This is a genomic window from Phytobacter palmae, assembly GCF_039409775.1.
Taxonomy (GTDB): domain Bacteria; phylum Pseudomonadota; class Gammaproteobacteria; order Enterobacterales; family Enterobacteriaceae; genus Phytobacter; species Phytobacter palmae.
This window is the reverse complement of the sequence record NZ_JBCIVJ010000036.1, coordinates 1-13,192: the sequence shown is the minus strand read 5'-3', so window position 1 is coordinate 13,192 and position 13,192 is coordinate 1. Positions and strand designations below refer to the sequence as shown.

Annotated in this window: 11 protein-coding genes; 7 read left to right on the top strand and 4 right to left on the bottom strand. The window is 52.7% G+C overall.

Annotated elements, in window-relative coordinates; all coding sequences use genetic code 11:
* The first annotated feature begins 30 nt into the window (after positions 1-30).
* Positions 31-570 carry a glycine zipper 2TM domain-containing protein gene (locus tag AAIG39_RS24195; protein WP_090087888.1) on the top strand — a complete coding sequence of 180 codons (540 nt, stop codon included), beginning with the start codon at positions 31-33 and terminating at the stop codon, positions 568-570.
* Positions 571-1,039: 469 nt separating this feature from the next.
* On the opposite strand, the gene AAIG39_RS24190 is transcribed toward AAIG39_RS24195, so the two are convergent.
* Positions 1,040-1,672, bottom strand: coding sequence for a TetR/AcrR family transcriptional regulator (locus AAIG39_RS24190; protein ID WP_249572185.1), 633 nt, complete (start codon positions 1,670-1,672; stop codon positions 1,040-1,042).
* Between the two features lie 244 nt (positions 1,673-1,916).
* Here AAIG39_RS24190 and bhsA point away from each other — a divergent pair, with 244 nt between their 5' ends.
* Positions 1,917-2,174, top strand: a complete 258-nt coding sequence (gene bhsA, locus AAIG39_RS24185; protein WP_343194920.1) for a multiple stress resistance protein BhsA — start codon at positions 1,917-1,919, stop codon at positions 2,172-2,174.
* A 67-nt stretch (positions 2,175-2,241) separates the two neighbouring features.
* Here the strand turns inward: bhsA and ldtC are convergent, their stop codons facing one another.
* The 3 genes from ldtC to AAIG39_RS24170 form a co-directional block, all read right to left on the bottom strand.
* Positions 2,242-3,195, bottom strand: a complete 954-nt coding sequence (gene ldtC / locus AAIG39_RS24180; RefSeq protein ID WP_249572187.1) for a L,D-transpeptidase LdtC — start codon at positions 3,193-3,195, stop codon at positions 2,242-2,244.
* A 156-nt stretch (positions 3,196-3,351) separates the two neighbouring features.
* Entirely contained in the window at positions 3,352-6,798 is a 3,447-nt protein-coding gene (gene mfd / locus AAIG39_RS24175; RefSeq protein WP_249572188.1) for a transcription-repair coupling factor, read from the bottom strand.
* Between the two features lie 114 nt (positions 6,799-6,912).
* The gene (locus tag AAIG39_RS24170) at positions 6,913-7,986 is read right to left on the bottom strand and encodes an acyltransferase family protein (protein WP_249572199.1); all 1,074 of its coding nucleotides are present in this window, start codon (positions 7,984-7,986) and stop codon (positions 6,913-6,915) included.
* 289 nt (positions 7,987-8,275) lie between these two features.
* Between AAIG39_RS24170 and lolC the strand changes: the two genes are divergently transcribed.
* Genes lolC through cobB form a run of 5 tightly spaced genes read left to right on the top strand, consistent with a single transcriptional unit; the run spans position 8,276 to position 13,185 of the window.
* Positions 8,276-9,475 (top strand): lipoprotein-releasing ABC transporter permease subunit LolC, encoded by a 1,200-nt coding sequence (lolC, locus tag AAIG39_RS24165; protein ID WP_343194919.1) that lies wholly within the window; start codon positions 8,276-8,278, stop codon positions 9,473-9,475.
* Positions 9,468-10,169, top strand: coding sequence for a lipoprotein-releasing ABC transporter ATP-binding protein LolD (gene lolD / locus AAIG39_RS24160; protein WP_047369881.1), 702 nt, complete (start codon positions 9,468-9,470; stop codon positions 10,167-10,169). The genes lolC and lolD overlap by 8 nt, the downstream gene beginning before the upstream one ends.
* Positions 10,169-11,413, top strand: coding sequence for a lipoprotein-releasing ABC transporter permease subunit LolE (gene lolE, locus AAIG39_RS24155; RefSeq protein ID WP_343194918.1), 1,245 nt, complete (start codon positions 10,169-10,171; stop codon positions 11,411-11,413). Before lolD ends, lolE begins: the two co-directional genes overlap by 1 nt.
* A gap of 23 nt (positions 11,414-11,436) precedes the next feature.
* The gene (gene nagK / locus AAIG39_RS24150) at positions 11,437-12,348 is read left to right on the top strand and encodes an N-acetylglucosamine kinase (protein ID WP_090087876.1); all 912 of its coding nucleotides are present in this window, start codon (positions 11,437-11,439) and stop codon (positions 12,346-12,348) included.
* Between the two features lie 15 nt (positions 12,349-12,363).
* Positions 12,364-13,185, top strand: coding sequence for a Sir2 family NAD+-dependent deacetylase (gene cobB / locus AAIG39_RS24145; RefSeq protein ID WP_090087874.1), 822 nt, complete (start codon positions 12,364-12,366; stop codon positions 13,183-13,185).
* Positions 13,186-13,192 lie beyond the last annotated feature (7 nt).

Here is a 13,192-nt window from a genome sequence, read left to right as displayed (position 1 = left end):
TTACGAATAGCAAACCAGGGAGGAAATCCTGTGAATAAGTCAATGTTAGCGGGTATCGGTATTGGCGTGGCCGCTGCTCTGGGTGTCGCAGCGGTTGCAAGTATGAATGTCTTCAATCGCGGGCCGCAGTATGCGCAGGTGGTTTCCGCCACGCCAATCAAAGAATCCATTAAAACACCGCGTCAGGAGTGTCGTAATGTCACGCTGACGCATCGCCGTCCGGTTCAGGATGAAAATCGCCTGACCGGTTCAGTACTGGGTGCTGTTGCTGGTGGGGTGATCGGTCATCAGTTCGGCGGTGGTCGTGGTCGCGATGTTGCTACGGTCGTCGGCGCGCTGGGCGGTGGCTACGCCGGTAATCAGGTCCAGGGCGAAATGCAGGCAAGAGACACTTACACCACGACTGAGCAACGTTGTAAAACGGTGTATGACAAATCGGAAAAAATGCTGGGGTATGACGTCACCTATAAAATTGGCGACCAGCAAGGGAAAATCCGCATGGATAAAGATCCTGGCACCCAGATCCCACTGGATGACAACGGTCAGCTTATTTTGAATAACAAAGCCTAAAATAGCAGTACTGTACCCATTGGCTCCTCAATTGCTCAGGCTGAGGAGCCTTTTTTACAGGCGATTTGGGGGATTCAGATAAGATCTTGTTGCCGATAGAGCAGAAAGCCGGTAATGACAACCGAGATAAAAGCGAATAACACAGAACCACCACATACAACCCAGAGTCCAAATAACAATGTAATTACTATTAGCACTTTAAGTAATGGTAATAGCAAAATCATCTCCATTTTCCTTCTGAATGTGAATAGTCAGCAAAAGTGGCCAAATTCCATAGATACAATAATGTTGTGCAGGGGAGAGCAAACTGTTCGCTTTGTCGTCATCCTGACGTTTATCGTTCTTTTTCGACTAATGGTTAGCAGCGAAATAATTACTGTTTAATCTTAGCAAAGCGGCAAAAATGGCATGATGTTTTCACCTATTAATATAATAGGTGAAAACGATAATTATTGCTAATGGAGACGAATCAGGAGGTGGTCAGTTGTGGCCACAAACGTAATGTCGTTGCGGAAATTTGCAGTAATTTCTCACGGCTTGCCCCTTCCCGGGCGCTGATAGACATCCCCTGCAAAATACAGCTTAAAAACTGCGCCAGTTCCTGAACATTTGCATGAGAGGGAATTTCCCCTCGCTGCTGACGTTGTAACAAAAATTTGAGCAACATCTGTTCCTGCTGCGCATGGCGTGACTTAATGGTCTCCGCAATCGCCTGCGACGATGCGGCCAGCGTCGCGGAAGTATTAATCAGAAAACAGCCAGCCGGAGTATCTGTGCTGGTAAAGCAGTTTGTCACCGCCGTGAAGTAATCTGTTAATGCCTGCGCCAGCGGTTTATCGTCGCATAACAGCTGGGCTTCATGTTTTGCTGCAAAAAGCGAGATATAGCGATCCAGCACTGCGCGGAACAGGCCTTCTTTATTCGTAAATTCCGCATACAGCGTAGGGGCTTTCGCGCCCGTTGCCTCTACGAGATCTGATAATGACGTGGCTTCGTAGCCATGTTGCCAGAATAATGCCATGGCCTTATCAAGCGCCACTTCCCTGTCGAACACTTTCGGTCGGCCACGGCTTTTTTTCATACTAGTGACTTCACTGGTCATAGTGCCGTTCAACCTTTGTTGGTTTGTTGAACAATCATTATAAAAATAAATGCTGTCAGACGCCAGAGGCAAAATAGCACAAATTAATAAATTATATCTATATGATAAATATGAGTTTATTAATTTAATTAACGTTCGTTATTAAAATGTGTTGACGCGTGACCCAGATCACACTTATCATTTGTCTATCGATCGTTAAGTTAATACTTACGACGCTTCTTTCATCTGCTACAGGATCAAAATCATGAAAAACGTTAAAACTCTGTTTGCCGCTGCCGTACTGAGCTCACTCTCTTTTGCAAGCTTCGCTGCTGTTGAAGTCCAGTCTGCTCCGGCAGGTCAGCAGCAAGTCGGTATCATTGGTACTTCTGCAGGTGCCAACCTCTCTTCCGTTGAAGATCAACTGGCTCAAAAAGCTGATGAGATGGGCGCAAAATCTTTCCGCATTACCTCTGTGACCGGTTCTGATATCCTGCACGGCACCGCAGTGCTGTACAAATAAGTAAGCCACTGAATTAACCCTCATAAAAAAGGCCTCGCAACTGCGAGGCCTTTTTATTACCCGGGAATTAAAGGTTTTGTTGCAGCACACCGCCGTGGAGGGTGACATCGACCGGCATGCCGGAACGCACTTCCATCGCACGTTCAAACACATCGCTTGCGCTTTGCGTTGAGTCTTTGAAGGCCTGCATAGTGGCATCAAGCATAATCGGTAGTGTCTTCGGGTCGTCGTCAATGGATTTTGACAGCGGTTGATGAACTTCTACAAGTCGTGTGCCGTCGGGTTCAACCGAGGCTTTTATCGGCGTATTGATAATATTCACGCGCGTACCGGGGGTGATAACCCTGAACAAGGTGGCAATGTCGTTATCACGCAGGCGAATACAGCCAGAGCTCACACGCATACCAATGCCAAAATCGGCGTTAGTTCCATGAATCAGATAGACGCCACCGTAGGCGGCAAGACGGATGGCATGGTGGCCCATCGGGTTCTCCGGCCCGGCAGGAACAACCGCCGGTAAATCTATCCCCTGAGCTTTATAACGCGCGCGAATATTTGCAGTTGGCGTCCAGGTAGGATTAGCCCGTTTATCGGAAACGGTCGTTACCATCGTAGGCGTCAATGTATCGCCACCCAGTTGTCCTATTCCGATAGGGTAGACGGTTACTTCGTTTTTTCCCGGCGGGTAATAATAGAGACGCAGTTCGGCCAGATTGATGACAATACCTTCTCGCGGCACGTCGGGTAACAGGGTTTGCAGCGGGATCGTCAGCACATTTCCTGCGCGCGGAACATAAGGGTCGACGCCGGGATTCGCCTGCAACAGAGCCAGGAAACCGACATTGTATTTCCTGGCAATCGCCTCCAGCGAGCCGCCATCATTTTCCACTACGTGATAACGGTTTTCACCCACCAATCGGCTACCATCGGGTGGTAAAGGCCAGGTATTTGCGCTCGCCGGCAAGACTAGCGTGGCGGTGAGGAAAATCGCCCAGAGGACAAAACGGGAGTGATTAAGCATTACTATAATCCATGTAAATAATAAGGTTATTTTGTCAGGTATCGATCATGGAATTATGGCGGGAGGGAATGTCGGGAAGTCCTGGAAGAGTGCAAAATGTTTGTAAATATTTCACGAAAATAAACGGGCCAGCGCAGGTAACTGGCCCGCAGAGCATTATGCGATCGCGTTTTCTTCCAGCTGTTTCATGAAGTTGCGCACCCAATCCATGCGGGTTTTACGCTCCGTCAACTCCTGGAAGAATTTGAGGCGTGTCGGGCCATCGAGGCGGAAATGTTTCGGCTGTTTTTGCAACAGGCCGATAAGCCATGCGGGATTCACATGGTTTTTTTCATTGAACTCAATCGTGCCGCCTTTTTCATTCCCTTCAAGCTTACGGATCCCCAGTTTCTGCGCCTGTTGACGCAGCCGCGCAATATCGAGCAGATTTCGTGCGGCGTCAGGCAGCAGACCAAAGCGGTCAATCAACTCCACTTTAATCTCATCGAGCTCGTTTTCGCTCTTCGCACTGGCAATGCGCTTGTAGAAAGAGAGGCGAGTATTGACGTCGGGAATAAAATCATCCGGCAAAAGGGAAGGCATGCGCAGTTCGACTTCCGTTTGCTGGCTGGTGAGATCTTCAAGCGATGGCTCACGTCCGGCTTTGAGGGCATCAACCGCATTTTCCAGCAGCTCCATATACAGCGAAAAGCCAATGGTTTCCATTGAACCGCTCTGATCTTCGCCCAACAGTTCGCCGGCCCCACGGATTTCCAGATCGTGGGTGGCGAGGGCGAAACCCGCGCCTAAATCTTCCAGTGAGGCAATCGCTTCGAGGCGTTTTTGCGCATCGGTGGTCATCGCTTTCGGATGTGGCGTCAGTAACCAGGCATAGGCCTGGTGGTGCGAACGGCCCACGCGCCCACGTAGCTGGTGGAGCTGCGCCAGACCAAAGTGATCGGCACGTTCAATAATGATCGTATTTGCCGTCGGAATGTCGATCCCGGTCTCGATTATCGTGGTACAGACCAGCACATTAAAACGTTGGTGGTGGAAATCATTCATGACCCGTTCCAGTTCACGTTCACGCATCTGCCCGTGGCCGATGGCGATACGCGCTTCCGGAACCAGTTCTGCCAGTCTGTCGGCAGCTTTCTGAATGTTTTCGACGTCATTGTACAGGTAGTAAACCTGCCCGCCACGCAGAACCTCACGCAGTATCGCCTCGCGCACGACCAGGCTGTCGTATTCACGAACGAATGTTTTCACAGCCAGTCGGCGCGCGGGAGGCGTTGCGATGATCGACAGATCGCGCATACCGCTCATGGCCATATTGAGGGTACGCGGAATTGGCGTCGCAGTGAGCGTGAGGATATCAACGTCAGCTCGCATCGCTTTAATCCGCTCTTTATGACGCACGCCAAAGCGGTGTTCTTCATCGACAATCAGAAGTCCCAGGTCTTTCCACTTCACGTCGTTTTGCAGCAGCTTATGGGTACCGATAAGAATATCGATTTTGCCCTCAGCCGCCTGCTCCAGCACCTGTGTCTGCTCTTTTGCGCTGCGAAAACGTGAGAGCATCTCCACACGCACTGGCCAGTTGGCGAAGCGGTCGCGGAAATTGTCGAAATGCTGTTGAGCGAGCAGGGTAGTGGGCACCAGCACAGCTACCTGCTTGTTATTTTCGACGGCAAGGAAGGCGGCGCGCATTGCCACTTCGGTTTTACCGAAGCCGACATCGCCGCAGACCAGGCGGTCCATAGCCAGCGGCTGGCACATGTCACTCAACACTGCGTTAATGGCCTGTGCCTGATCTGGCGTGGTTTCAAACGGGAAGCTATCGCAGAAAAGTTGGTACTGTTCGCGATCGTGCTTAAAGGCAAAACCAGACTTCGCCGCGCGTTGGGCGTAGATATCCAGCAATTCCGCTGCGACATCCCTGACTTTCTCAGCCGCTTTTTGCCGCGCACGCGCCCAGGCATCGCCGCCCAGTTTATGCAGCGGGGCATTCTCCTCTGCGCCTCCGGCATAGCGGCTAATCAGATGCAACGACGACACCGGTACGTAGAGTTTGGCATCCCCGGCATAAGTCAGCATCAGGTATTCGCCTTTAATGCCGCCCGCTTCAAGCGTGGTCATCCCCGCATAGCGTCCAACCCCATGTTCCAGGTGCACCACCGGCTGGCCAAGATGCAGTTCAGCGAGGTTGCGAATCAGCGTATCGGGGTTAATCGTGCGGCGCGTATCCTGGCGGCGGCGGGCAACGCGCTCGCCCAGAAGATCGCTTTCACAAATCAACGCCCGGTTACGGAGCGTGTCGATAAAGCCATGTTCAGCCGAACCAATGATCAGATAGCGCCCGGCATCTTGCGCGTCATCCAGTCGGGTTATGCGCTTCGGCGCAACCTTGATGCGTGAGAGTAATTCTCCCAGCGCTTCGCGACGCCCCTCACTCTCGACCGAAAATATGACCGGCCCGCTAAAGGATTCAAGGAATTTGCGCAAGTTATCCAGCGGTGCTTTTTGCTGTGCCTGAACGGCCAGATCCGGTAATGTCCGATAACCGAGGTTCACATTGGCGGCTTTATCCGCCAGGTTTTCGGTTTTGAGTTGTACGCGCGGCCAGCGTTTAAGTTCGCTGAACAGTTCATCTACCCGCAGCCACAGCAATTCTGGCGCCAGCAAGGGACGCATCGGGTCCACGCCACGATTTTCGAAGCGCGCCCGGGTCTCCTGGCTAAAGCGTTCCGCGCTGTTTTCCAGATCGCCCGTGTTGATGAGCAGCGTATTGTCCGGCAGATAGCTAAACAACGACGGCAATGGCTCACTGAAAAACAGGGGCTGCCAGTATTCAATACCGGTTGGCAACGTGCCTTTACTCACCTGTTGATAGATATGTTCGGCATCGCGCTTAACGTCGAATTTATCGCGCCACTGGCTGCGAAACAGCTCAATAGCGGTTTTATCCGTCGGAAATTCATGTGCAGGCAGTAAATTAATGGCCTCGACCTCTTCCAGCGTACGCTGGCTGTCCGCATCGAACAGGCGAAGACTGTCAATTTCATCATCGAAGAAATCAAGGCGGTAAGGTTGCGCGCTGCCCATCGGGAAGAGATCCAGCAGCGCCCCACGGGTAGCATACTCACCGTGTTCCATAACCTGATCAACATGGCGATACCCCGCGCTGTCCAGCTGTGCGCGTAGCGCGTCACGGGACAGACGCTGACCTTTTTTCATGACCAAAGCGTGCCCGTGTAAATAGCTGTGTGGGCAGACGCGCTGCATCAATGTATTCACCGATACAATCAGCACACCACGTTGCATAGAGGGCAACTGGTAGAGTGTGGAGAGACGGGAGGAGATAATTTCCTGATGCGGCGAGAAGCTGTCATACGGCAGCGTCTCCCAGTCAGCAAGGTTCATCACCAGATTGTCGGTGAATTGAATGATTTCGTCATGCAGACGCAGGGCATTTTGCATATCCGGCGTAATCAGTACTACTGGGCCTTTATGTCGCTCAATGATTTCCGCGACTTCAGTCGCGCAGGCAGCACCAGTCAGTTCACCAAGCTGGCGTTGCTCGCCAGCTTTGGCGGGCAGAGAATAACGGTATTGTTCAGGCATAGATAGAGTCTGGGTCTCTTATGGATATGCCCCTTGTTATGGGGGCATATCACTGATACGCAATCCCTTTATTATCCGCGATTGTGCACTATTCGCCAACCTCAAGACTCGCGCTTATCGAGCTTGCAGTGGTGTGGTCAATTTTGCGGGTGGAGTGAAAAACAGATCGGCAAAAATCGCCGAGGATAGTTTCCGTATACACAAGCCAGCCAGGGTACAGATAACGAGACTACAGAACGGATAAAGTAACACGATGGTCAGCTCGAAGGCGGGTGACCAGCGCCCGTCATTCATCGGGGTCAACAAAGCCAGACTGAGCGCTTCAATCAGAATGCGATGGGTGGTGTAGATGGCAAGCGTATTGCTGCCCACAATATTCAGCAAAGCGTTTTCGCCTGAACCAATGCGTTCTTCCAGCGTCTGGAACAGACGCAAAATCAGCACTACCGACAGCAGGCTAAGGGGTAGGGGAACATTTAAAAACCATAGCGCCACCGCAGCAAGTAACGCCCCAGCCAGCCAGACAGCGTAACGACGAAAAGAGAAACGTTGAATCGCATCCAGAATAGCGCCGCCAAACCATGCCCCCATGCTGTAATAGATCATGTTGCGCAGTACGCTGTTCATACCCCACCAGGGGGAGGCCAAAAAGTTAATCGCTACGCTGAGCAGCGCCATGGCGGCGAGCGCAGCAAGCGCCCAGCGGCTCAGTAATTTGCACAGAATAAAATAGACCACCAGTGCGTAGAGATACCACAGGCTGGTACTGGCGGTGAGCATCCCTTTAATAAACGCAGCGGGGGTATCTGCATAGGCGGCGTTAGCTGCACCGTTTAAATCGCGCGTGGGTGCCAGCCAGTCATTGATGTGGCTGAGCGCCAGCCATTGCAGTACGCCCCAAAGTATAAGCACATAAAAGATGCTCCAGATCCGCTTGTCGATCGCCTCTTTCCAGGTCACCTCATCAATGTAGCGTCGAATCAGGTAGCCTGAGAGAAAAAAGAAAACTGGCATGCGGAAGGGGGCAAGGTAAAGATTAAAGTAGATCCAGCACTTTGCGAGCGTTTCTGACCACGCGTGGCTAAATGTGGTGAGATGCGGGTAAAACGTAATTACCGAGTGATAGATAACTACCAGACAGATACATAATCCCTTGATTTGATTTATCCATAGAGTCTTTTTTTTCATCATCTTTCGCCGTTTGTATTACAAAGTTCGGCGTTTATCCTGATGGCGTCGCTGCGGGGTGTAATGGGAAACAGTCTGTATTTCCTCCCTTTTCGGATAAATATCAGGCGGTGAGTCATAAAACGATACCGCTACGGGACGCGAAGCGCGTAAAAGTCGCGCAACTAGTAATTTGATTTCTCGGATTTTTTCCTCTCCTCTGAGACGTCCGCTTACTGTTTCACTCATTTACGCTCTACGCTTTCGCTTATATACTTCGGAGTCTGCTAACAGCAACCAGACGGATTTCATGTACCAGCCTGTCACTCTCTTTATCGGCCTGCGCTATATGCGTGGGCGCGCAGCCGACCGCTTCGGTCGTTTCGTTTCCTGGCTGTCGACCATTGGCATCACGCTTGGCGTAATGGCGCTGGTGACTGTGCTGTCAGTGATGAATGGCTTTGAGCGCGAACTGCAAAATAATATCCTGGGGCTGATGCCGCAGGCGGTCATTACTGCGCAAAATGGCTCGATCAACCCTGAGCAATTACCTGCCAGCGCGCTCAACTTGCAGGGCGTAAATCGTATTGCGCCATTGAGTACCGGCGATGTCGTTCTCCAGAGTGCACGCAGCGTGGCTGTGGGGGTCATGCTGGGGATCGATCCGGCGCAAAAAGATCCGCTCACCCCGTACCTGGTCAACGTACAGCAATCTTCACTGGAAGCCGGGCAGTACAATGTCATTCTCGGCGAAGGCCTTGCCGGGCAACTTGGGGTCAACCGCGGCGATCAGATTCGCGTCATGGTGCCATCTGCCAGCCAGTTTACGCCGATGGGCCGTTTGCCCAGCCAACGTCTGTTTACCGTAGTCGGGACCTTCGCTGCCAGCAGTGAAGTGGATGACTACCAGATGCTGGTCAATATTCAGGATGCGTCTCGTCTGATGCGCTATCCCGCAGGCAATATTACCGGCTGGCGTTTATGGCTGAATGCACCTCTACAGGTCGATGTTCTGAGCCAACAGGCGCTGCCGAAAGGGACCAAATGGCAAGACTGGCGCGAGCGAAAAGGTGAGCTATTCCAGGCCGTACGTATGGAGAAAAATATGATGGGGCTGCTGCTAAGCCTGATTATTGCGGTGGCGGCTTTCAATATTATTACCTCCCTTGGCCTGATGGTAATGGAAAAACAGGGCGAGGTGGCGATTCTGCAAACCCAGGGATTGACCCCGCGTCAGATCATGGCGGTCTTTATGGTGCAGGGCGCAAGTGCTGGTATTATTGGCGCGCTGCTGGGAGCCGCGCTTGGCGCGTTGCTGGCCAGCCAGTTGAATAATCTGATGCCAGTCATCGGTGCGTTCCTTGATGGCGCCGCACTGCCAGTGGCCATCGAGCCGTTACAGGTTGTTGTTATTGCGCTGGTGGCAATGGCCATCGCGCTGCTCTCTACGCTTTATCCTTCCTGGCGCGCTGCCGCCACTCAACCCGCTGAGGCTTTACGTTATGAATAAAATCCTGTTGCAATGCGACAACCTGTGCAAACGCTATCAGGAAGGGAAAGTGCAAACCGACGTATTGCACGATGTGAGTTTTAGCGTGGGTGAAGGTGAGCTGATGGCGATTGTCGGCAGCTCCGGTTCCGGTAAAAGTACGCTCCTGCATCTGTTGGGCGGACTGGATACCCCGACTTCAGGCGAAGTGACCTTCGATAATCAACAGCTGAGTAAACTCTCCTCTGCGGCGAAAGCGGAGTTACGCAACCGCGAGCTGGGTTTTATCTATCAGTTTCACCACCTGCTGCCCGATTTTACTGCGCTGGAAAACGTGGCTATGCCGCTGCTCATTGGTAAGCACAAAGCGGCAGAAATTGATGTCCGGGCGCGGGAAATGCTGCGGGCGGTGGGACTTGAGCATCGCGCCAGCCATCGCCCCTCAGAGCTATCAGGCGGCGAGCGTCAGCGTGTGGCCATTGCCCGTGCGCTGGTAAATAACCCGCGTCTGGTGCTGGCAGATGAGCCGACAGGTAATCTGGATGCCCGTAATGCGGACAGTATCTTCCAGTTGCTGGGAGAACTGAATGCGTCGCAGGGCACTGCTTTTCTGGTGGTCACACATGATCTGCAACTGGCGAAACGGATGAGCCGCCAGCTGGAGATGCGCGATGGTCGCCTGAGTACTGAAATGACCCTGATGGGGGCTGAGTGATGGCGTCTCCTCTGTCATTACTAATTGGCCTGCGTTTTAGCCGTGGCCGCCGCCGCAGCGGGATGGTTTCGCTGATTTCCGTCATCTCCACGGTGGGTATTTCGCTTGGCGTTGCGGTGTTGATCGTGGGGCTCAGTGCCATGAACGGCTTCGAACGCGAGCTCAATAACCGTATTCTGGCGGTTGTGCCGCATGGCGAAATCGAGCCGGTGAATCAGCCGTGGAATAACTGGAACGACGCGCTGGCAAAAGTGGAAAAAGTGCCTGGTATCGTCGCCGCGGCACCCTATATTAATTTCACCGGCCTTGTGGAGAGCGGCACCAATTTGCGAGCGATTCAGGTGAAAGGGGTAAACCCTGAACAGGAATCCCGTCTGAGCGCGTTACCCAATTTTGTGCAGGCCGACGCCTGGCGCAATTTTAAACCCGGTGAGCAGCAGATAATCCTTGGTAAAGGTGTCGCGGATGCGCTGAACGTGAAACAGGGCGATTGGATCTCGATAATGATCCCCAATTCCGACACCGACCACAAACTGTTGCAACCAAAACGCGTCAGACTACACATTACCGGCGTATTGCAATTGAGCGGTCAGCTCGACCATGCGTTTGCGATGATCCCGATGGAAGATGCGCAGCAATATCTGGATATGGGCAGCAGCGTTACGGGCATTGCCATTAAGGTGAAAGATGTCTTTAACGCGAACACGCTGGTGCGAAGCGCTGGTGAAGTCACCAACAGCTATGTCTATATTAAAAGCTGGATCGGTAAGTACGGCTATATGTATCGCGATATTCAGATGATCCGCGCCATTATGTATCTGGCGATGGTGCTGGTGATTGGCGTAGCCTGTTTCAATATTGTCTCCACGCTGGTCATGGCGGTAAAAGATAAGAGCAGCGATATCGCCGTGCTACGCACATTAGGGGCGAAAGATGGCCTGATCCGGGCGATTTTCGTCTGGTACGGCTTGCTGGCCGGCCTGCTGGGAAGCGTGATCGGCGCGGTGATCGGTGTGGTTGCGTCACTGCAACTGACCGCGATAATCCGCATCATTGAGAAGCTCATTGGTCATCAATTTTTATCCGGCGATATCTACTTTATCGATTTTCTACCGTCGGAGTTACACGCACTGGATGTGGTGTATGTATTGGTTACTGCTCTGGTGCTGAGTCTGTTGGCAAGCTGGTATCCGGCGCGCCGGGCAAGCAATATCGATCCGGCGAGGGTATTGAGCGGACAATAATAAGAAGTAAAAAAGGAGAGGCGATGTATTACGGATTTGATATCGGCGGAAGCAAGATAGCGCTGGGGGTATTTGACGATACCCGTCGTTTGCAATGGGAAAAGCGCGTCGCCACACCGAAAGAGAATTATGAGACATTTTTAACGACTATCACTCAGCTGGTTGCCGAAGCTGATGCACGCTTTGGCGGACAGGGCAGTGTCGGCATCGGTATTCCGGGCATGCCGGAAACTGCTGATGGCACCCTCTATGCCGCCAATGTTCCGGCCGCCAGTGGTCAACCGCTGCGCAAGGATTTAAGCGCCAGACTCGCGCGTGATGTCCGCCTTGATAATGACGCCAACTGTTTTGCCCTTTCCGAAGCATGGGATGATGAGTTTCGCCAGTATCCGATTGTGATGGGGCTTATCCTGGGGACCGGGGTTGGCGGTGGCATTGTCGCTAACGGCCAGACCCTCAAAGGACGCAGTTATATTACCGGTGAGTTTGGCCATATTCGCCTGCCGGTCGATGCTATGGCGCTGATGGGTTTTGATTTTCCACTCACGCGCTGCGGTTGCGGCAAACTGGGCTGTATCGAAAACTATCTTTCCGGGCGCGGTTTTGCCTGGCTGTATCAACATTACTACCATCACTCCTTATCGTCCCCGGAAATTATCGCGCGTTGGGAGCAGGGCGATGCGCAGGCGAAAGCCCATGTTGAGCGCTATGCTGATTTGCTGGCGGTGTGTCTTGGGAATATCCTGACGATAGTGGATCCGGATTTACTGGTTATCGGTGGTGGCTTATCGAATTTTTCTGCCCTGACGTCGTTGCTGGCGGCGCGTTTACCGCCACACTTGTTGCCGGTGGCCCGGATACCCCGCATTGAACGTGCTCGCCACGGCGATGCTGGCGGCATGCGTGGTGCCGCTTTCCTCCATCTTACTGATTAATTCTGAGAGGATGATATGCAGTCTCGTCGGTCACATCGTCTCAGCTGTTTTCGCCGTAACAAACGCCGTTTGCGTGAGCGCTTACGCCAGCGGATTTTTTTCAGAGACCAGGTGGTGCCGGAAGTGATGGAAAAACCGAGAGTAGTGGTACTAACGGGGGCGGGGATCTCCGCGGAATCAGGTATACGCACCTTCCGTGCTGCGGATGGTCTGTGGGAAGAACACCATGTGGAAGACGTGGCAACGCCGGAAGGTTTCGCCCGCAACCCACAGCTGGTGCAGGCTTTCTATAATGCGCGTCGTCAGCAGCTACAGCTACCGGAGATTGCGCCAAACCCGGCGCATCTGGCGCTGGCAAAGCTGGAAGATATCCTCGGCGATCGTTTTTTACTGGTGACGCAGAATATCGACAACCTGCATGAACGCGCCGGAAATCACCATATCATCCATATGCACGGAGAATTGCTGAAAGTACGCTGCTCGCAGAGCGGGCAGGTGCTGACGTGGACACAGGATGTGACCCCGGAAGACAAGTGCCATTGCTGCCAGTTTCCCGCGCCGCTACGCCCGCATGTGGTCTGGTTTGGTGAGATGCCGCTCGGGATGGATGAGATTTATCATGCGCTCGCGATGGCCGATGTGTTTATCGCGATTGGAACCTCCGGCCATGTCTATCCGGCGGCCGGTTTTGTCCATGAGGCTAAACTGCACGGTGCACATACCGTTGAGTTGAACCTTGAACCAAGTCAGGTAGGTAGTGAGTTCGAAGAGAAGCATTATGGCCTCGCCAGTGAAGTGGTGCCGGCGTATGTTGAGAAGCTGCTGAAAGGGCTTTGAATTTTTC